Below are 18,390 nucleotides of genomic sequence, written 5' to 3' on the forward strand. Positions count from 1 at the left end.
TCTGGTCTTGCGGGCGGAACCTAGATCGCCCGATGCGAGGCGACCTCGTAGGCGAAGAGGCGGCGGTCGGAAACCCCGAACTGCGGCCAGGCCGCGCGCCAGGCGGCCATGTGCGCGGTCTGGAAATGGGCGTCGATCGCCGCCGGGTCGCGCCAGACCTCGAAGACGCGGATCAGGCCGGGCTCGGCCACGTCCTCGGCATAGGCGTATTCGACGCAGCCGTCCTCGGCCCGGCTGGCCTCCAGCATGGCCTGCATGTGGGGCCGGAAAGCTTCGAGGTTCTCGGGCGGAACGCGCACCGTCCCGGCGATGATGAGGGGCATGGTGGGTTCTCTTGCGGTCGGGGGAGGATCGGAGGCCGCAAAACCCCCTCCGGCCCTCCGGGCCACCTCCCCCTGAAGAAGGGGGAGGATCTGCTCAGCGGTTGCGGGGAGCTCGACGCGAAGATGCTCCCCCTTCCAGGGGGAGCTGTCACCGAAGGTGACTGAGGGGGTCTGCGCCTTCAGGCCCGCTCCAGCCAGGGCTGGTCCAGCGCCCGGCGGCTTTCATAGACGTCGATGTCGGTCGCCCGCTGCAGGGTCTCGCCGATGGCGTCCAGGCCGTTCAGCATCTTGTGCTTGCGGGCGGCGTCGATCTCGAAGCGGTAGACCTCGCCCGAGGGGGAGGTGACCGTCTGGGCCTCAAGGTCGACCGTGACCATGTGATTGCCGCCCCGGGCCTCGGCCATCAGGGCGTCGACCTCGGCCGCCTTCAGGACCACCGGCAGGAGGCCGTTCTGGAAGCAGTTGTTGTAGAAGATGTCGGCGAAGCTGGTGGAGATGACGCAGCTGACGCCGAAGTCCAGCAAAGCCCAGGGGGCGTGCTCGCGGCTCGAGCCGCAGCCGAAGTTGTCGCCGGCGATCAGCACGCCGGCGTCCTTGTAGGCCGGCTGGTTCAGCACGAAGTCGGGCTTCTCCCGGCCCTGCTCGTCGAAGCGGAAGTCATAGAAGAGGCCGCGCGACAGGCCCTCGCGCTCCACCGTCTTCAGGAACTGTTTGGGGATGATCTGGTCGGTGTCGATATTGGCCAGCGGCAGGGGCGCGGCCTTGGCGTCGAGCTTGGTGAAGGGCTTCATGGGGATCAGTCCTCCTGCGGCGCGCCGGGCGCGGTCTGCTGGATCATCAGGGCGGGAAGGGCCGGCGCGCCCTCGCGGACGGTGAAGACCTGGGTGCCCGGCTTGCGGCCGCGCTTCAGGTCCGAGACGTTCCAGCCGCCGGCGGCCAGACGCGCATGCACGGCGGCGGGATCATCGATCCGCCAGGCGAGACCGCCGGAGGTGTCCGGACCGTCGCCGCGCGGGGTCTTCAGGCCGGCGGCGAACTCCACCACGGCCGAACCGCAGCGGAAGAAGAGCTGGCGCACGCCCCAGTCGGCGTTGGACCGGTCGAGCCGCAGGTCGAGGCTAAGCTTGGCGCCATAGACGGCGATGGCCCGCTCCGGATCGGGGGTGCGCACCACCACGTGGTCGAGTTCGGTGACCGCGGCGGCTTCGTCGCCCTCGGCGGGGGACAGGGGGAAGGGCTGGCCGTCGCGCGGCGGGGCGACCAGCAGGATGTTGATCCCGCCCGTGTCTTCCGCCTGCAGGGTCGAGGTCGTCCAGTAGCGCTTGCGGCCGTCCAGATGGGTGGTGCGGACCGGTCCCGGATCGCTGGCCCTGAGGCCGCGCCGCCGCACGAGCTTCACCGCCGCCTCGATGTCCTCCACCCGGAAGGCCAGGGCCCAGAGGCCTTCGCCGTGGGCGTCCAGGTGGGCGCGGATGACCTCGCCGAAGGCGCCGGGGTTCGCATCGTCCGGCGCGATCACGTCGAGCGCCATGTTGGGCAGCTGGAACCAGGCGTGCCTGGCCCCGCCGTCGCCGCCCACCCATTCGGGCGCGCGCCCCAGCAGGCGTCGATAGGCGTCGACCGCGGATTCGAGATCGCGGACGGCCAGGGCCACGTGGTCGAGGCCTGTGACCACCTCGCCCGGCATCAGATGAAGTCGCGCACGTCGGCCAGGCGGCCGGCGATGGCGGCGGCCGCGGCCATGGCCGGGCTGAGCAGGTGGGTGCGTCCGCCGCGGCCCTGGCGACCCTCGAAGTTGCGGTTCGAGGTCGAGGCGCAGCGCTCGCCCGGCGCCAGGCGGTCGGGGTTCATGCCCAGGCACATGGAGCAGCCCGGCTCGCGCCATTCGAAGCCCGCGGCCTTGAAGATGGCGTCGAGGCCTTCTTCCTCGGCCTGCGCCTTCACGAGGCCCGAGCCCGGCACGACCATGGCCTTGACGTGGGGGGCCACCAGCCTGCCTTCGAGGAAGGCCTTCTGGACCACCTGGGCGGCCGAGCGCAGGTCTTCGATGCGGCTGTTGGTGCAGGAGCCGATGAAGACGCGGTCGATCCTCGCCTCGGTGATCGGCTGGCCGGCGGACAGGCCCATATAGTCCAGGGCCCGGGCGGCCGAGGCGCGCTTGTCGGCGGTCGCGAAGCTCGCCGGGTCGGGCACGGTCCCGGTGATCGGCATGACGTCCTCGGGGCTGGTGCCCCAGGTCACCAGCGGGGCGATGTCGGCCGCATCCAGCCGGATCTCGCGGTCGAAGACGGCGTCCGCGTCGGTGAAGAAGGTCTTCCAGTGGGCCAGCGCCATCTCCCAGGCGCCGCCCTTGGGGGCCGCGGGCCGGCCGCGGATATAGTCGAAGGTGGTCTCGTCGGGGGCCACCAGCCCCGCCCGCGCCCCGGCCTCGATGGTCAGGTTGCACAGCGTCATGCGCCCTTCCATGGACAGGGCGCGCACGGCTTCGCCGGCATATTCGATGACGTGGCCGGTGCCGCCGGCCGTGCCGATGGCGCCGATGACGGCGAGCGCGAAGTCCTTGGCGCCGACGCCCGGCGCCGGCGTCCCGTCGATCACCACGCGCATGTTCTTCGACTTGGCCTGGCGCAGGGTCTGGGTGGCGAGCACATGCTCGACTTCCGACGTGCCGATGCCCTGGGCCAGGGCCCCGAAGGCGCCGTGGGTCGAGGTGTGGGAGTCGCCGCAGACGATGGTCATGCCCGGCTGGGTGCGCCCCTGTTCGGGGCCCACCACATGGACGATGCCGTTGCGCAGATCGCCCATGGGGAAGAATTCGATGCCGTTGTCGGCCACGTTGCGCTCCAGCGTCTGGAGCTGCAGCCGCGCCTCCTCGTCGGCCACGGCGGCGACGCCGAGCGCCTGGCCCTCGGTGGGCACGTTGTGGTCGGCCACGGCGAGCGTCCGGTCGGGACGGCGCACGGGGCGGCCGTTGGCGCGAAGGCCGGCGAAGGCCTGCGGCGTCGTGACCTCGTGGATGAGGTGCAGGTCGATGTAAAGGATCGCTTCGCCGTCCTGCTGTGCGACGACGTGGGCGTCCCAGATCTTGTCATAGAGGGTCTTGCCGGCCATGGCCGGCTATGTAGGTGGCCAAGACCCGTCACGTAAAGGTCGCAGTAGCGGCGGCGGCAACCATGCGAAGGTCTGTCGCGTTGCCGACGATTCACCAGCCGGGGAGGGCCAGGGCGCAATGAGTGTCGAGACGGAGCCGCAGGACGAGAAGGAGCTCGACCGCGCCACCGCCTTGATGATGGTGGATTCGGCGGCCGCCACGGCGGTGACGGCGGTCACCTCGGGCATCGTCCTGGCCGCCTTCGCCCTCTATCTGGGCGCCTCGAACTCGGTCATCGGCCTGCTGGCCGCCCTGCCCTTCCTGACCCAGCTGATCCAGGCGCCGGCCGTTCCGCTGGTGGAGAAGCTGCGCCGCCGGCGCGTCATCGCCGCCACGGCCGCCTTCTGCGCCCGGCTCAACCTGCCGATCATGGCCGCGATCGCCCTCCTGCCCCACAGCGGCTGGAGCCTGACGGCGCTGGTCGTCACCCAGCTCCTGATCGGTTCGCTCGGCGCGGTGACGAGCTGCGCCTGGAATTCCTGGGTGCGCGACCTGATCCCGGAGGAGCGGCTGGGCGCCTTCACCGCCCGGCGCACCGTGGTGGCCACCGCCGTCACCCTGACGGTCACGGTCCTGTCGGGCCTCTCTCTCGACCGGGTCGCCGAGGCCGAGCGGGGGATCGTCTTCGCCGGCTTCTTCGGCGTCGCCTTCGTGCTGGGCATGATCAGCGTGGCCGCCCTGCTGCGCACGCCCGAACCGGCCATGCCGCCGCCGGCGCCCGGCGTCAGCCTGCTGCGCCTGCTGCGCGCGCCGCTGCGCGACGAGAACTTCCGCCGTCTGATCTTCTTCCTGTCCAGCTGGCAGTTCGCGGTGAACCTGGCGAGCCCCTTCTTCACCGTCTATTTCGTCACCCAGCTCAACTACCCCATCACCTTCGTGATCGTGCTGAGCGCGGTCAGCCAGGTGGCCAACATCGCCGTGCTGCGCATCTGGGGCCGGCTGTCGGACGCCTTCTCCAACAAGTCGGTGCTGCACGTGGCGGCCCCGGCCTACATCATCTGCATCGCCGCCACGGCGCTCACCTCCCAGATCGACGACCGCCAGCTGCAGGCGGCCTATCTGATCGCCCTCCACGTGGCCTTCGGGGCGGCGGCGGCGGGCACGGGCCTGGCCACGGTCAATATCGCGCTGAAGCTCGCCCCGCGCGGGGCCGCGACGGCCTATATCGCCGCCAACACCCTGATCACCTCCCTGGCGGCGGCCTCCGCGCCGATCCTGGGCGGCCTCTTCGCCGACTTCTTCGCCGCCCGGGAGCTGCAGCTGCTGATCCGCTGGTCGCAGCCCGGCGCGGACGTGGACGTGCTCCACTGGGCCTTCAACAACTGGGACTTCTACTTCCTGCTGTCGGCCCTGCTCGGCCTCTACGCCATCCACCGCCTGACCCTGGTGCGCGAGGCCGGCGAGATCGAGCAGATGGAGATGGTCCACCAGGTGATGAGCGAGGCCAGGCGGGTGGTCGCCAACCTCTCGCCCGTGGCCGGCCTGCGCACCATGCAGGCCTTCCCGGCCGGCCGGCTGATGGAGCGCCGCCGCCGGCGGCGGCCGGAGCGGGAAGCCGAGCAGCAGGCGCTGGCCGAGGCCGCCGCCGAGCCCGCCTAGCCTGGCCGCGGGCGGCTGACGTAAGGGAAGCTTCGCCGAACATTGTGCGGCGAAGGTCGAGACCCCATCATCCTGTGGTCATGCCGTCCTATTCCGCCGCCGACTGGGATCTGTTCCAGAGCCTCCACGCCGTCCTTCAGACCGGCAGCCTGTCCGCCGCCGCCCGGGCGCGCGGCCTGACCCAGCCGACGCTGGGCCGCCATATCGAGGCGCTGGAGCAGAAGCTGGGCTCGCCCCTCTTCCTCCGTTCGCCCCGCGGGCTGCAGCCGACAGAGCTGGCGCTGGAGCTCGCGCCTCGGCTGGAGGACATGGCCGCGGCCGCCGCGGCCGCCCTGCGCGACGTGGCCGGCGCCGCCGACCAGGACGGCGGCGTGGTGCGCCTGACGGCCAGCGAGGTGATCGGCTGCGAAATCCTGCCGCCCATCCTGGCGGACTTTCAGGCCAAGCACCCGCAGATCGAGATCGAGCTGATCCTGTCCAACCAGCTGGCCGACCTGACGCGCCGTGACGCCGACATCGCCATACGCATGGCCCGGCCGACCCAGAACACCCTGGTGGCGCGCAAGATCGGGCTGATGCGGCTGAACCTCTATGCGGCGCCGGAGTACGTGGCACGCCGGGGCCGGCCCTGCTCGGTCGAGGAGATCGACGACCACGTCATCATCGGCTTCGACAGCGACACGCCCAAAATCCAGGGACGGGTGGATCTGGGCCGGCCGATCACGCGCGACATGTTCAGCATCCGCACCGACAGCCAGGTGGGTCAGCTGGCCGCCGTGCGCGCGGGCCTTGGCATCGGCGCCTGCCATTCCGGCCTGGCGGAGCGCTACGGCCTGCAGCCGGTGCTGCCCGACCGCTTCTGCATCGAGATGGAAATGTGGCTCTGCATGCTGGAGGGCCTGCGGACCACCCGGCGCATGCGGCTTATGTTCGACCATCTGGCCAAGGGCCTGGCGGCCTATGTCGATCCGAGAGGTTCGACCGCCGCCTTAAGCGGTCACCAGACGCCGTAGGGATCGGCGAAGGGCTTGCCCAGCGCCTCGGCCACCGCCGGGTGGGTGATCTGGCCGGCAAGGACGTTGAGGCCCCTGGCCAGGTGCGGGTCGGCCTTCAGCGCGTCCAGCCCCTTGTCGGCGAGCGCCAGGCCGAAGGGCAGGGTGGCGTGGACCAGGGCTTCGGACGAGGTGCGCGGCGCCGCGCCCGGCATGTTGGCCACGCAGTAGTGGACGACGCCGTCCACCACATAGGTCGGATCGGCGTGGGTGGTGGGGCGCGAGGTTTCGAAGCATCCGCCCTGGTCGATGGAGACGTCCACCAGCACCGAGCCGGGCTTCATGCGGGCCAGGTGCTCGCGCTTGACCAGCTTCGGCGCGGCGGCGCCGGCGGTCAGCACCGCGCCCACCACCACGTCGGCCTTGATCACCTCCTCCTCCACCGCATCGAGGGTGGAGTAGCGGGTGAGGATGCGTCCCAGGAACATGTCGTCCAGCTCCCGCATGCGCGGGATGGAGCGCTCCAGCACCACCACCTCGGCGCCCAGGCCGGCGGCCATGCGCGCGGCGTTCATGCCGACGACGCCGCCGCCCAGGACGCAGATGCGCGCCGGCCGCACGCCAGGCACGCCCGAGAGCAGCAGGCCCATGCCGCCGTTGTGCTTCAGCAGGGTCTCCCCGGCCGAGAAGACGGCGATGCGCCCGGCCACCTCCGACATGGGCGCCAGCAGCGGCAGCCCGCCGGCGCGGTCGGTCACGGTTTCATAGGCGATGGCCGCGCAGCCCGAGGCCAGCAGGCCCTCCGTCTGGGCCGGGTCCGGCGCCAGGTGGAGATAGGTGAAGAGGATGTGGTCGGGGGTGAGCCTCGCCCATTCGGCGGCCTGCGGCTCCTTCACCTTCACGATCATCTTCGCCTGCTCGAAGACGGCCGCGGCGTCCGGGGCGATCGTCGCGCCGGCCCGTTCGTAGAGATCGTCGGTGAAGCCTGCGCCCTCGCCGGCGCCGGCCTCGACGATCACCTCGTGGCCATGGGCCACATATTCGCGCACCGCGGTGGGCGGCAGACCGACACGATGTTCGTTGGGCTTGATCTCGCGAGGCACGCCGACGCGCATGTGTCCCTCCCACGGGGCATTTTGTTGCAGTCGGAATGAGGTCTGCGGGCAGAACCTTGTTTCGTCAACCCAGCACGCAGGCCGCCAGTCCGTCGCGACGAACGGTTCCGGCCGCCGCCTGGATCCGCCCGGCGCGCCGCCGGACGTAGGGACCGGGCCGATCGGCCTTGTAGCGCAGGGGGCTGGGGAGGACGGCCGCCAGCCGGGCGGCCTGCTGCGAGGTGAGATCGTCGGCGCTGCGGCCGAAATTGGCCTTGGCGGCGGCCTCGGCCCCATAGATCCCCGGGCCGAACTCGATGGAGTTCAGATAGACCTCCATGATCCGCCGCTTGCCCCACATCACCTCGATCAGGACGGTGAAATAGGCCTCCAGCCCTTTGCGGACATAGGAGCGGTCGGGCCAGAGGAAGACGTTCTTGGCCGTCTGCTGGCTGATGGTGGAGCCGCCCCGAACGCGCGAGGACTGCTCGTTGTGGGCCATGGCCTTGCGGATCGCCTCGAGGTCGAAGCCGTGATGGCTGCAGAAGTTGGCGTCCTCGGCCGCGATCACCGAGCGCACCAGGTTGGGCGACATCGTGTCGATCGACCGCCACTCGCGGCGCAGGCCCTGGCCCTCGAACAGGCGCTGCACCATCAGGAAGGTGATGGGCGGCGGCACGAAGCGATAGACCGCGACGCTGAACACCGGCCCGACGAAGCCGATCAGCAGCCCGAGGATCAGGAGCGTGCGGACGAACCGCCCGAAGGCTCCGCCCCGGCGCTCGGGGGCCTCGGGCGCGGCGTCGGCCGCAGCCTCCTGGCGTTCGTCCTCTGAAGGTGGAGTGTCGCTCACGCTCGGCCGTCCTTGCCTTGACCCTAGGCGCGGCTGCTAGCGATGGAAAGATCGGCGGACAAGACGCAAAGGCCAAGCTCCATGAATGTGACGCAAGCCGTGGCGCAGCGGGTTTCCATCCGCGCCTTCAAGCCCGACCCCGTTTCCGGCGCCCTGGTGCGCGAGATTCTGGAGGCCGCCGCGCGCGCCCCCTCCGGCGGCAACCTTCAGCCCTGGCGCGTCCACGCGCTGGCCGGCGCGCCGCTCGAGGCGCTCAAGGCGAAGGTGCGGGCCAGTCCCTTCGGCGAGACGCCGGAGTACGACGTCTATCCGCCCAACCTCTGGGAGCCCTTCCGCACCCGGCGGTTCCAGTGCGGCGAGGACCTCTACGCCACCATCGGCATCCCGCGCGAGGACAAGGCCGCCCGCCTGGCGCAGCTCGCCAAGAACGGCGAGCTGTTCGGGGCCCCGGTCGGCCTCTTCTTCAGCCTCGACCGCAAGGTCGGCCCGCCGCAGTGGTCGGACGTGGGCATGTACATGCAGACGGTGATGCTGCTGGCGACCGAACGGGGCCTGTCCACCTGCGCCCAGGAATACTGGGCCCGCTATCCGCAGACCCTGGCCGAGACGCTGAACCTGCCGCAGGACCACATGATCTTCTCCGGCATGGCGCTCGGCTATGCGGACGAGGCCGCGCCCATCAACACCCTGCGCACCCGCCGCGACCCCTTCGAAGCCTGGGCCGAGATGCGCGGCTTCGAGGACTGATCCCGCGCGCAGCGCGAGCAGAAGAAGGGTCACAAAGGGCACAAAGAAGGCGAAGAGCACCAAGGGCGAAGCCGCTCCCCTTCGTGTCCTTTGCGATCCTTTGTGTCCTTCGTGTCGCCTCTTTAAAGGCGCGCCTGCGGCGCTAAAGCCTCAGGGCGCCTCGGCCATGCCGGCGGCGCCGTCCTCGTCGCCCCAGGCCACGCGCTTGCCGTCCGGGGTGATGGAAAGGGCGGTGATCGGCGGGCCCTTCTCGGCCTTGAGCATCTCGATCTTCTGGCCGGCCAGGTCGCAGACCCAGACCCGGCCGTCCTCCAGGCCGGCGGCGACGCGCTGTCCGGTCGGCGGCGCGGCGACGCGGGAGACGAGGGTGGAGGCGTCGAAGCCGACCTCGGCGGCCTGCTTGCCCATGGGCCCGGTGGAGCCGCCGAAGGGCCAGATCACCACCCCTTGCGCGCCCGAGGTGGCCATCATCTGGCCCTTGGAGAGGAAGACCAGGCTCTTCACCTTGGCCGGATAGCCGCCCATGCGCATGTTCTTCTCGTCGGCCACGCGCCAGCCGTGCAGCTGGTTCTCCTGCATGGAGGACATCAGGAACTTGCCGTCGGGGCTCCAGACCAGGGCGATGTGGCTGCCCGCCCATTCCAGGATGGTCGGCTTCTGCTCGGCGATGCGGGCGAACCACAGCCAGGCGCCGTTATAGGTGGCCACGGCCAGGCGGCGGCCCTTGGGGTCGAAGGCGAGCTCGGCCACCGACTTCTCGTGGGCGAAGGTGCGGGCGAAGGCGGGGTCGGCGGCGTCGCGGACATGAACTTCGCGGCCGGCGGAAAAGGCGATGAGCTTCGATTCGGCGCTGGCGGCGACGGCATCGATCCACTTGCCCCGCAGGCTGGCGATCTCCTCCGCGCCCGAGGGACGCGACCAGACGACACGGCCGTCGTCGCCGCCCGTGACGATCCCCTCGCCCGACGGATGCGGCGCGGCGCAGAGCACGGCGCCGTCATGGGCCTCGACGACCTCTCCCGATTCGAAGCGGACCGTTCCGTCGCCGAGGGCGAAGGCGGCCTGGAGCGGGCCCTGGGGGGACTTGGAGAACAGGGCGGCGGTGACATAGGCGTCGAAGGCGTAGGGCATTTTGCTGCAATAACCGCCGAACGCCGGTCTTCACAGCGCAAAGCGGCGCCGCGATTTGCAGCGGCGACTGCGCCGCCAGGGGCGCCTGGGCGCGGGCGAGAGCCTGCTGCGGCGCTTCCCTGGCGTGTTGAGGCTTTACAAGCCGCTTTCCACAAGCGAATGGTCATGCCGAAACGGAAGGCCGCGTGGGCGCGGCCCAAAGGGAAGGAATTTCATATGGCGGCGAAGCTGTCCGGCGGAGGGGGGTCGAGGTTCGATCTCGGCCAGAACAGCGACATCAACGTCACGCCCTTCGTCGACGTGATGCTGGTGCTCCTGATCATCTTCATGGTGTCGATCCCGGCCGCGACCGTGTCGATCAAGCTCGACCTGCCGCCGGCGATCCCGCCGCCGCCCGGCACCGTGGTGGAAGAGCCCGTCCTGATCAACGTGCAGCAGGGCGGCGACCTCTACATCGGCGAGACCCCGACCACGCTCGCCAGCCTGGGCGCCGACCTGGCCCGCGAGCTGGCCGTGCCGGTCCCGACGGAAGAGCGCGTCTATGTCCGCGCCGACCGCACCGTGAAGTACGGCGAGTTCATGGCGGTCATGAACCAGCTGCAGACGGACGGCTACTTCCTGGTCGCGCTGATCAACGAAGAGATCTGATCTCTTTCGGACCAGGCCTGAAACCTGAAACGCCCGTCGGTTTTCCGGCGGGCGTTTTGCTGTCTGCGACCGCCCTCGTCCTTCGCGGCCCCGTTCGCGCAGGGCGCCTCGAAGGACGGGCGCCGCCTCAGGCCGCGCAGGCCTCGAAGCCGGCCTTGAGCTCCGCCTCGTCCAGGTTCCGGCCGATGAAGACCATGCGGCTGAAGCGCTTCTCGTCCTCGCGCCAGTCGCGCTGGAAGTCGCCCTCCAGGATCATGTGGACGGCCTGGAACACCAGGCGGCGGTCCTCGCCGGCGATGTCGAGAATGCCCTTGGCGCGCAGGATGTCCGGCCCCTGCGCCTGCAGCACCTCGTTCAGCCAGTGGGTGACCTTGGTCCCGTTCAGCGGCCGGTCGAGCGTGAGCGAGACGCCGCGTATGCCGGCTGCGGCGACGTGGTCGTGCGGATGATCATGGCCGTGGTGGTGATGATCGTGATCGCCGTGATCGTGATGATGGTCATGGTCGCAAGTCTCGTCGTGCACGTGGCCCGGTTCGCCATGGGCCGGATTGAGGAACGCCGGATCGATCTCGTTGATCCGGGCGAGATCGAAGCTGCCGCGGCCGAGCACCTGGTCCAGCGGCACGTTCGACCGCTGCGCGCGATGGATCGGCGCCAGCGGGTTGATCCGACGGATCTGGGCCTCGACCGAGGCGAGTTCGCCTTCAGTGACGAGGTCGGTCTTGTTCAGGATGATCTGGTCGGCGAAGGCGATCTGCTCCACCGCCTCGTGGCTGTCGGCCAGGCGCAGGGGCAGGTGCTTGGCGTCGACCACGGTGGTGACCGAATCGAGCTGCGCCTTGGCGCGGACGTCGTCGTCGACGAAGAAGGTCTGGGCCACGGGGCCGGGATCGGCCAGGCCCGTCGTCTCGACGATGATGGCGTCGAACTTGCCCTTGCGCTTCATCAGGCCGGAGACGACGCGGATCAGGTCGCCGCGCACCGTGCAGCAGACGCAGCCATTGTTCATCTCGAAGACTTCTTCGTCGGCGCCGACGATGAGGTCGTTGTCGATGCCCACCTCGCCGAACTCGTTGACGATGACGGCGTAGCGCTTGCCGTGATCCTCGCTGAGGATCCGGTTGAGGAGCGTGGTCTTGCCGGCGCCGAGATAGCCGGTCAGCACGGTCACGGGGGTCTTGTCGGTCATGGCTCTCATCTAGTCACTGCCAGGGCCGGTGGGAACAGGCCTGTGCGCGACGATCGTCGTTCGGCCGCTTGACGCCCGGACGACTGTTATAGAATAACATCCGCCCGCCCACCGGGCGTCGTCACCGGAATGCCCCGCTTGCCGCCCCAGGACCAGGACCGCCCGCCCGAGCCCGCGATGGACGCCTTCCGCGTCGACCGCACCTATCTGGGCGCCCATCACGGCCGCAACGAGCGCCGCGCCTGGCTGGCGGCGGGCATCTGCGCCGTCACCTTCCTGGTGCAGATCCTGGGCGGCCTGGCCTTCAACTCCATCGCCCTGCTGGCCGGCGGGGTGCACATGGCCGCCCATGTCGCCGCCCTGACCATCGCCGGCCTCGCCTATCTTCTGGCGCGCCGTTACGCCAAGGATGGCCGGTTCGCCTTCGGCACCGGCAAGATCGGCTATCTGGCGGCCTTCACCAATGCGGTGGCCCTGGCCATCACCGCCGCGGTCCTGGCGGGCGAGAGCGTCATGCGGCTGACGCAGCCGGAGACCGCCGACTTCCACGGCGCGACCCCGGTGGCGGTCTCGGTCCTGGCCATCAATCTTCTCTGCATGTGGCTGCTGCGGCCGGCGGAGGCGCCGCAGGAGGCCGCCGAGGACGGCGACCTGAACCTCTCGGCCGCCCACCTGCACCTGGCCGCCGACGTCGCCGTCTCCGTCCTGACCATCGCCGGCCTTCTGGCCGGGGAGCACCTGGGCTGGACCTGGGCCGATCCGCTGGCCGGCGCCCTGGGCGCAGTCCTCGTCGCCCGCTTCGCCTGGGGCCTGGCGCGGCGCTCGGGCGCGGTCCTGCTCGACATGTCGCCCAATCCCCGGCTGGCCGCGGAGATCGGCGCGCGGCTGGAGGCGGCGGGCGGGCATGTGGCCGACCTTCACCTGTGGCGGCTGGGGCCCGGGCACCACGCCGCCATCGCCGTGGTCCGCGACGAGGCCGGCCGCCCCGCGGCGCACTACCGGGCCGCCCTCGCCGACCTGCCGGGCCTGAGCCACGTCACGCTTGAGGTGCGGCCCGAAGCGCCTCATAGGGACAGGGAAATCCCCGCCGACGCGTTGACTCGCAAGTCCGCGTCTGTATAAGTCCGCGGCTCTCGCCCGCGGGCCATCTCGCGGGCGTAATCCTTTTTGCATTAAGTCCAAGGCGCGAACCTATGTACGCGGTGATCAAGACCGGCGGCAAACAGTACCGGGTCCAACCGGGCGACCTGCTCGTGGTGGAAAAGCTGGACGGCGAGCCGGGCGCCGATGTCGCGTTCGGCGACGTCCTTATGGTGGGCGACGGCGACTCCGTGACCCTGGGCGCGCCCCTCGTGGACGGCGCGTCGGTCTCGGCGACCCTCATCGAAACCCGCAAGGGCGAGAAGGTTAAGATCTTCAAGAAGATCCGCCGCCAGGGCTATCGCCGGACCCGCGGTCATCGCCAGCTCGAAAGCGTGCTGCGCGTCACCGCCGTGGCCGGCGCCGGCAAGACCGACAAGTGGGACGGCGAGGTCGACCTGACGCCCAAGGCCGTGCTCGACGCCCGCGCACGGAACCTGAAGCTGGCCGAGCCTGCTCCGGTCGAGGCCAAGCCCGCCAAGGCGGCGCCGAAGAAGGCCGCCGCCCCCAAGGCCGAGGCCGACGAGGCTCCGGCTGCGGAAGCCAAGACGGCCGCGCCGAAGAAGGCCGCCGCCCCGAAGGCTGAAGCCGGCGAGAAGAAGGCTGCGCCCAAGAAGGCCGCGGCCAAGAAGGAATCGGACGCCGAATAAGGCGGCCCACAAGGTCTAGGAGAGCACCATGGCTCACAAGAAATCCGGCGGCTCCTCGCGCAACGGTCGCGACTCGGCCGGCCGCCGTCTCGGCGTAAAGAAGTTCGGCGGCGAAGCTGTGCTCGCCGGCAACATCCTCGTGCGCCAGCGCGGCACCAAGTACTGGCCGGGCGACAATGTGGGCATGGGCAAGGACCATACCCTCTTCGCTCTCGAGGCCGGCGCGGTGAAGTTCGTCACCAAGCGCGACGACCGTACCTACGTCACGGTGGTCCAGGCCGAGGGGGCGAGCGCCGAATAGGCGGAACCCTCCTTGAGACCGGTTCCGCCTCCCATCACCTGAGGCGGACCGGACAGGAAAACTCCGAACGGGGAGTCCGGCCGCCGGACTCCCCGTTTTCGTTTTCCGATGGGCTCCGGGAGAGGGCCCGGGAGGGAAGGATGAGCACTCTCGACGATCCCGTCATCTCGACGGCCCGGCTGCGGCTGCGGGCGCCGGGTCCCGACGATGCGCCCCGGCTGGCGCAGCTGGCCAACGACCCGGGCGTGGCGCGCATGACCACGCGCATGCCGCACCCCTACGGCCTCTCCGACGCCGAGGACTTCCTCGGCCGCTGCGGCCGGAAGGACGCCGCCCGCGAACGCGTCTTTGCGCTCGAGCGGGAGGGCGAGGGCCTGATCGGCATGGTGGGCTTCCATCCCAACGAGGCCGGCCGGACCGAGATGGGCTACTGGCTCGGCCGTCCCTACTGGGGCCAGGGCCTGGCCACCGAGGCCGCCGACGCCGCTCTGGTCTGGGCCAGCGAAGGCTGGAGGCGGCGCTATGTCATGGCCGGCCACTTCGTGGACAATCCGGCCTCGGGAAACGTGCTGTGCAAGACGGGCTTCCTCTATACGGGAGACGTCGTGCCGCTCCATTCCCTGGCGCGGGGCGAGCCCGCGCCGACCCGCATGATGGTCTGGCTCGCCTAGATTTGTGTTATTGCGAGGCCCCGCCGCCCGGAAGGCGCGGCGGGCCCAAGCCCCTGGAACGCCGATGAAATTCCTCGACCAGTGCAAGATCTACATCCGCTCGGGCAACGGCGGCGGCGGGGCGGTCTCGTTCCGGCGGGAGAAGTATATCGAATATGGCGGCCCCGACGGCGGCGACGGCGGCCGCGGCGGCGATGTCTGGATCGAGGCGGTGGACGGGCTGAACACCCTGATCGACTACCGCTACCAGCAGCACTTCAAGGCCGGCACCGGCGAGCACGGCATGGGCCGCAACCGCCACGGCGCGGCCGGCGAGGACGTGGTGCTCAAGGTCCCCGTGGGCACCGAGGTGCTGGACGAGGACAAGGAGACCCTGATCGCCGACCTCGACCATGCGGGCCAGCGCATCCTGCTGCTCAAGGGCGGCAACGGCGGCTGGGGCAACGACCGGTTCAAGGGACCGGTCAACCAGGCGCCGCGCCACGCCAATCCCGGCCAGCCGGGCGAGGAGCGCGCCATCTGGCTGCGCCTGAAGCTGATCGCCGATGTGGGGCTGGTGGGCCTGCCCAACGCCGGCAAGTCGACCTTCCTGGCGGCGGTCTCGGCGGCCAAGCCGAAGATCGCCGACTACCCCTTCACGACGCTGGCGCCGAACCTGGGCGTCGTCGACCTGTCGCCCAACGAGCGCTTCGTCATCGCCGACATTCCCGGCCTGATCGAAGGCGCCTCGGAAGGCGCGGGCCTGGGCACCCGCTTCCTCGGCCATGTGGAGCGCACCGCGGTGCTGATCCACCTGGTCGACGGGACGCAGGAGGATGTGGCCGGCGCCTATACGACCGTGCGCCAGGAGCTGGAGGCCTATGGGGCGGGCCTGACCGACAAGCCCGAGATCGTGGCGCTGAACAAGATCGACGCCCTGGACGAGGCGACGCGCACCGAGCGGGCCGCCGAACTGAAGGCCGTCTGCGGAACCGAACCGCGCCTGATCTCCGGCGTCTCGGGCCAGAACGTCACCGAGGTGCTGCGGGCGGCCTGGAACCAGGTTCGTGAACGGCGGGCCGCGGAGAAGGCCGAGGCCGAGGGTCCCGCGCCCGAGGGCTGGACGCCGTGAGCGTGCTCGCCAACGCCCGGCGCATCGTCATCAAGGTCGGCTCGGCCCTGCTGGTCGGCGCCGACGGGACCCCCGACCGCGCCTGGCTGGGGGCGCTCGCCGCCGACCTCGCCCGCCTGCGCGCCCGCGGACAGCAGGTGCTGATCGTCTCCTCCGGCGCCGTGGCGCTGGGGCGTCGGCGGCTGTCCCTTCCCAAGCGGGCCCTGACCCTGCCGGAGAAGCAGGCCGCCGCGGCCGCCGGCCAGTCGGCCCTCATGCGCGCCTGGGAGGAGGCGCTGGAGCCGCACGCCCTGTCGGCCGCCCAGATCCTGCTGACCCGCGACGACACCGAGGTCCGCCGCCGCTGGCTGAACGCGCGCGCCACGGTGGAGACCCTCCTGGACCTGGGCGTCGCGCCCGTGGTCAACGAGAACGACACGGTGGTGACCGAGGAGATCCGCTACGGCGACAACGACCGCCTGGCGGCGCGCGTCGCCCAGATGATCGGCGCCGACGTGCTGGTCCTGCTGTCGGATATCGACGGCCTCTACACCGCCGACCCGCGGCGTGATCCCGCCGCCAGCCATATCCCGCACCTGACCGAACTGACGCCGCAGATCGAAGCGATGGCCGGCGGCGCCAACGCCGGCGCCGGCGTCGGGACCGGCGGCATGGCCACCAAGCTGGCGGCCGCGCGCATCGCCCAGTCGGCCGGCTGCGCGACCCTCATCACGCTCGGCAAGCGCCCCGCGCCGCTGGGCGCCGTCGAGGCCGGCGAAAAGGCGACCCTGATCGAATCCGCCGCCACGCCCGGCGCGGCCTACAAGGCCTGGATCGCCGGAACCCTGGCCCCGGCCGGCGCCCTGATCGTCGACGACGGGGCGGCCGCGGCGCTGCGGCAGGGCAAGAGCCTGCTGGCGGCCGGCGTGCGCGCCGTAGAGGGGCGGTTCGGCAAGGGCGATGCGGTCGTGGTCCGCACCCAGGACGGGCTGGAGATCGCCCGCGGCCTGTCGCGCTATGACGCGGCCGAGGCCGAGCGCATCTGCGGCCGGCGCTCGGACGCCATCGAGGGCGTGCTGGGCTACACCTCCGGACCGGTGATCCACGCCGACGACCTCGCCGTGCTGGCCCCGCCGGCCCGGGCCTGAGCGGCCTGAAGGCGCGCGCGGCATTTGCCCGCGCCCGGAAAGGGGCCTAGGTAAGGCTCGTCTTGAGCATAAGGGACGGACACGGATCATGGATGGGGCGGGCCGAAGCCAGGGCGGCGTGCGCAGCGATCGTCTGACGGCGCTCGCCCCCGGCATGACCGTCATCTATGGCGGCGACAGGATCGCCGTCGTCAGCGAGGCGCTCGCCGCCCGCTTCCGCCCCGGCGACCGGCTGCTGGTCCTGCAGGACTCCGGCGACCTGCTGCACGTTCCGGCCGCCGAACACGCCGTCGCCACGGCCGCGGTGGACCGGGCCCAGGCCGCCTTCGCCCGCATGGGCGCCGTCTCCGACGATCAGATCAGCGCCTTCTTCGAGGCCTTCGCGGCGAGGCTCGCCGACGACGCCGTCTGGACGGCGATCGCTGAGGCCAACGCCCGCGACGTGGAAAGCGCCCGCGCGCGGGGCCGTTCGACCACCCGGCTGGAGGTCTCCGACCCGATGCGGGCCGACATGATCGCCGGCCTGCGCGCCTGGGGCGCCGCCCAGCCCGCCCGGGGCCGGGTGGTCGAGGCCGTCGCCCACGAGGGCTGGCGCGTCGAGCAGGTGACCGCGCCCCTGGGCGTGGTGGCCTTCGTCTTCGAGGGGCGGCCCAACGTCTTCGCCGACGCCACCGGCGTGCTTCGGGCCGGCAACACCGTCGTCTTCCGCATCGGCTCCGACGCGCTCGGCACGGCCCGGGCCATCGTCGCGCACGCGCTCGATCCCGCCATCGCCGAATCCGGCCTGCCCGAGGGCGCTGCGGTCCTGGTGGATTCCGCCGCCCACGCCGCCGGCTGGGCCATGTTCTCCGACGCCCGGCTGGGTCTCGCCGTCGCGCGCGGCTCGGGCCCGGCCGTCGCCCAGCTGGGCGGCATCGCCCGCCAGGCCGGGGTGCCGGTCAGCCTGCACGGCACGGGCGGCGCCTGGATGGCGGCCGACGAGAGCGCCGAGCCTGCGCGCCTGTTCGCCGCCGTCTTCCATTCGCTGGACCGCAAGGTCTGCAACACCCTGAACACCTTCTGCGTGACGCAGGGCGCCGCCGAGCGGCTGATCCCCGTCTTCCTCGAAGCCCTGGAGCGGGCGGGCGAGCGGCGCGGCCACGGCTGCAAGCTGCACGTGGTCGAGGGGGACGAGGCCCGCCTGCCCGCCGACTGGCGCGGGGCCCGCATCCTGGCGCGCCGGGCCGAAGGCGACGTGGAGGAGCCGAAGGTCGAAATCCTGCCCGAGGCCGAGCTTGGCCGCGAATGGGAGTGGGAAGCCACGCCGGAAGTGACCCTGAAGGTGGTGTCCGACCTTGACCACGCCGCCGAGCTCTTCAACCGCCACAGCCCTCAGTTCGTCGCCTGCCTGATCAGCGCCGACGCAGCCGCCCACGAGCGCTTCTATCAGGCGGTCAACGCCCCCTTCGTCGGCGACGGCTTCACGCGCTGGGTGGACGGCCAGTACGCGCTCAACAAGCCGGAGCTGGGCCTGTCCAACTGGGAGTTCGGCCGGCTGTTCGCCCGCGGCGGCGTGCTGGCCGGCGACGGCGTCTTCACCCTGCGCGCCCGGGTGCGGCAGGCCGACCCCCACCTCGACCGCGGCGGGGTTGCGACCCCGGCGCGCCAGAGCTGAGCAAGCCCT

General features: G+C 70.9%; 19 protein-coding genes. 11 read left to right on the plus strand and 8 right to left on the minus strand.

Annotated elements, in window-relative coordinates:
- Nucleotides 1–20: 20 nt before the first annotated feature.
- The 4 genes from H2041_RS15185 to leuC all read right to left on the minus strand — a co-directional run bounded on the left by H2041_RS15185 (nucleotide 21) and on the right by leuC (nucleotide 3,434).
- Complete coding sequence (locus H2041_RS15185) at nucleotides 21–323, minus strand: putative quinol monooxygenase (RefSeq protein WP_293414069.1); 303 nt, start codon at nucleotides 321–323, stop codon at nucleotides 21–23.
- 179 nt (nucleotides 324–502) lie between these two features.
- Nucleotides 503–1,114, minus strand: a complete 612-nt coding sequence (leuD, locus tag H2041_RS15190) for a 3-isopropylmalate dehydratase small subunit (protein WP_293414071.1) — start codon at nucleotides 1,112–1,114, stop codon at nucleotides 503–505.
- Nucleotides 1,115–1,119: 5 nt separating this feature from the next.
- Nucleotides 1,120–2,010, minus strand: a complete 891-nt coding sequence (locus H2041_RS15195; protein WP_293414073.1) for a VOC family protein — start codon at nucleotides 2,008–2,010, stop codon at nucleotides 1,120–1,122.
- On the minus strand, nucleotides 2,010–3,434 hold the full coding sequence (gene leuC, locus H2041_RS15200; protein ID WP_293414075.1) for a 3-isopropylmalate dehydratase large subunit: 1,425 nt from the start codon (nucleotides 3,432–3,434) through the stop codon (nucleotides 2,010–2,012). The genes H2041_RS15195 and leuC overlap by 1 nt, the downstream gene beginning before the upstream one ends.
- A 118-nt stretch (nucleotides 3,435–3,552) precedes the next feature.
- On the opposite strand from leuC, the gene H2041_RS15205 reads away from it, so the two are divergent.
- Together H2041_RS15205 and H2041_RS15210 are read left to right on the plus strand one after the other, a co-directional pair.
- Nucleotides 3,553–5,073 (plus strand): MFS transporter, encoded by a 1,521-nt coding sequence (locus H2041_RS15205; RefSeq protein ID WP_293414077.1) that lies wholly within the window; start codon nucleotides 3,553–3,555, stop codon nucleotides 5,071–5,073.
- An 80-nt stretch (nucleotides 5,074–5,153) separates the two neighbouring features.
- Nucleotides 5,154–6,086 (plus strand): LysR family transcriptional regulator, encoded by a 933-nt coding sequence (locus tag H2041_RS15210; protein ID WP_293414078.1) that lies wholly within the window; start codon nucleotides 5,154–5,156, stop codon nucleotides 6,084–6,086.
- Here the strand turns inward: H2041_RS15210 and ald are convergent.
- Nucleotides 6,071–7,180: an alanine dehydrogenase gene (ald, locus tag H2041_RS15215; protein ID WP_293414080.1), complete on the minus strand. Its 1,110-nt coding sequence runs from the start codon at nucleotides 7,178–7,180 to the stop codon at nucleotides 6,071–6,073. The two genes, H2041_RS15210 and ald, sit on opposite strands and share 16 nt — an antisense overlap.
- A 64-nt stretch (nucleotides 7,181–7,244) precedes the next feature.
- Nucleotides 7,245–7,898, minus strand: coding sequence for a monofunctional biosynthetic peptidoglycan transglycosylase (gene mtgA / locus H2041_RS15220; RefSeq protein WP_293414177.1), 654 nt, complete (start codon nucleotides 7,896–7,898; stop codon nucleotides 7,245–7,247).
- Between the two features lie 195 nt (nucleotides 7,899–8,093).
- Between mtgA and H2041_RS15225 the strand changes: the two genes are divergently transcribed.
- Nucleotides 8,094–8,759, plus strand: coding sequence for a nitroreductase (locus tag H2041_RS15225; protein ID WP_293414082.1), 666 nt, complete (start codon nucleotides 8,094–8,096; stop codon nucleotides 8,757–8,759).
- 150 nt (nucleotides 8,760–8,909) lie between these two features.
- Here the strand turns inward: H2041_RS15225 and H2041_RS15230 are convergent, their stop codons facing one another.
- Complete coding sequence (locus tag H2041_RS15230) at nucleotides 8,910–9,890, minus strand: WD40 repeat domain-containing protein (protein WP_293414084.1); 981 nt, start codon at nucleotides 9,888–9,890, stop codon at nucleotides 8,910–8,912.
- 216 nt (nucleotides 9,891–10,106) lie between these two features.
- On the opposite strand from H2041_RS15230, the gene H2041_RS15235 reads away from it, so the two are divergent.
- Nucleotides 10,107–10,538 (plus strand): biopolymer transporter ExbD, encoded by a 432-nt coding sequence (locus tag H2041_RS15235; RefSeq protein WP_293414086.1) that lies wholly within the window; start codon nucleotides 10,107–10,109, stop codon nucleotides 10,536–10,538.
- 127 nt (nucleotides 10,539–10,665) lie between these two features.
- On the opposite strand, the gene H2041_RS15240 is transcribed toward H2041_RS15235, so the two are convergent.
- A complete protein-coding gene (locus tag H2041_RS15240; protein ID WP_293414088.1) occupies nucleotides 10,666–11,727 on the minus strand; it encodes a GTP-binding protein in 1,062 nt (353 codons plus the stop codon).
- 177 nt (nucleotides 11,728–11,904) lie between these two features.
- On the opposite strand from H2041_RS15240, the gene H2041_RS15245 reads away from it, so the two are divergent.
- The 7 genes from H2041_RS15245 (at nucleotide 11,905) to H2041_RS15275 (ending at nucleotide 18,381) form a co-directional block, all read left to right on the plus strand.
- On the plus strand, nucleotides 11,905–12,849 hold the full coding sequence (locus H2041_RS15245; protein WP_293414090.1) for a cation diffusion facilitator family transporter: 945 nt from the start codon (nucleotides 11,905–11,907) through the stop codon (nucleotides 12,847–12,849).
- 71 nt (nucleotides 12,850–12,920) lie between these two features.
- On the plus strand, nucleotides 12,921–13,517 hold the full coding sequence (gene rplU, locus H2041_RS15250) for a 50S ribosomal protein L21 (RefSeq protein WP_293414092.1): 597 nt from the start codon (nucleotides 12,921–12,923) through the stop codon (nucleotides 13,515–13,517).
- A 28-nt stretch (nucleotides 13,518–13,545) separates the two neighbouring features.
- Nucleotides 13,546–13,818 carry a 50S ribosomal protein L27 gene (rpmA, locus tag H2041_RS15255; RefSeq protein ID WP_293414094.1) on the plus strand — a complete coding sequence of 91 codons (273 nt, stop codon included), beginning with the start codon at nucleotides 13,546–13,548 and terminating at the stop codon, nucleotides 13,816–13,818.
- Between the two features lie 140 nt (nucleotides 13,819–13,958).
- Nucleotides 13,959–14,489, plus strand: a complete 531-nt coding sequence (locus tag H2041_RS15260; RefSeq protein ID WP_293414096.1) for a GNAT family N-acetyltransferase — start codon at nucleotides 13,959–13,961, stop codon at nucleotides 14,487–14,489.
- A 64-nt stretch (nucleotides 14,490–14,553) separates the two neighbouring features.
- Nucleotides 14,554–15,600, plus strand: a complete 1,047-nt coding sequence (gene obgE / locus H2041_RS15265; RefSeq protein WP_293414098.1) for a GTPase ObgE — start codon at nucleotides 14,554–14,556, stop codon at nucleotides 15,598–15,600.
- Nucleotides 15,588–16,727, plus strand: a complete 1,140-nt coding sequence (proB, locus tag H2041_RS15270; RefSeq protein WP_293414178.1) for a glutamate 5-kinase — start codon at nucleotides 15,588–15,590, stop codon at nucleotides 16,725–16,727. Before obgE ends, proB begins: the two co-directional genes overlap by 13 nt.
- 118 nt (nucleotides 16,728–16,845) lie before the next feature.
- Nucleotides 16,846–18,381 (plus strand): aldehyde dehydrogenase family protein, encoded by a 1,536-nt coding sequence (locus tag H2041_RS15275; protein WP_293414099.1) that lies wholly within the window; start codon nucleotides 16,846–16,848, stop codon nucleotides 18,379–18,381.
- The last annotated feature ends 9 nt before the right edge of the window (nucleotides 18,382–18,390 follow it).

The sequence above is a fragment of the Phenylobacterium sp. genome (assembly GCF_013911965.1).
Classification (GTDB): Bacteria; Pseudomonadota; Alphaproteobacteria; order Caulobacterales; family Caulobacteraceae; genus Phenylobacterium.

Coding starts and splice junctions, on each gene's coding strand:
- H2041_RS15225 (WP_293414082.1), top strand. CDS start 8,094: ATGAATGTGACGCAAGCCGTGGCGCAGCGGGTTTCCATCCGCGCCTTC.
- leuD (WP_293414071.1), bottom strand. CDS start 1,114: ATGAAGCCCTTCACCAAGCTCGACGCCAAGGCCGCGCCCCTGCCGCTG.
- H2041_RS15240 (WP_293414088.1), bottom strand. CDS start 11,727: ATGACCGACAAGACCCCCGTGACCGTGCTGACCGGCTATCTCGGCGCC.
- H2041_RS15210 (WP_293414078.1), top strand. CDS start 5,154: ATGCCGTCCTATTCCGCCGCCGACTGGGATCTGTTCCAGAGCCTCCAC.
- H2041_RS15185 (WP_293414069.1), bottom strand. CDS start 323: ATGCCCCTCATCATCGCCGGGACGGTGCGCGTTCCGCCCGAGAACCTC.
- H2041_RS15245 (WP_293414090.1), top strand. CDS start 11,905: ATGGACGCCTTCCGCGTCGACCGCACCTATCTGGGCGCCCATCACGGC.
- obgE (WP_293414098.1), top strand. CDS start 14,554: ATGAAATTCCTCGACCAGTGCAAGATCTACATCCGCTCGGGCAACGGC.
- H2041_RS15230 (WP_293414084.1), bottom strand. CDS start 9,890: ATGCCCTACGCCTTCGACGCCTATGTCACCGCCGCCCTGTTCTCCAAG.
- leuC (WP_293414075.1), bottom strand. CDS start 3,434: ATGGCCGGCAAGACCCTCTATGACAAGATCTGGGACGCCCACGTCGTC.
- H2041_RS15195 (WP_293414073.1), bottom strand. CDS start 2,010: ATGCCGGGCGAGGTGGTCACAGGCCTCGACCACGTGGCCCTGGCCGTC.
- rpmA (WP_293414094.1), top strand. CDS start 13,546: ATGGCTCACAAGAAATCCGGCGGCTCCTCGCGCAACGGTCGCGACTCG.
- rplU (WP_293414092.1), top strand. CDS start 12,921: ATGTACGCGGTGATCAAGACCGGCGGCAAACAGTACCGGGTCCAACCG.
- H2041_RS15205 (WP_293414077.1), top strand. CDS start 3,553: ATGAGTGTCGAGACGGAGCCGCAGGACGAGAAGGAGCTCGACCGCGCC.
- ald (WP_293414080.1), bottom strand. CDS start 7,180: ATGCGCGTCGGCGTGCCTCGCGAGATCAAGCCCAACGAACATCGTGTC.
- H2041_RS15260 (WP_293414096.1), top strand. CDS start 13,959: ATGAGCACTCTCGACGATCCCGTCATCTCGACGGCCCGGCTGCGGCTG.
- H2041_RS15235 (WP_293414086.1), top strand. CDS start 10,107: ATGGCGGCGAAGCTGTCCGGCGGAGGGGGGTCGAGGTTCGATCTCGGC.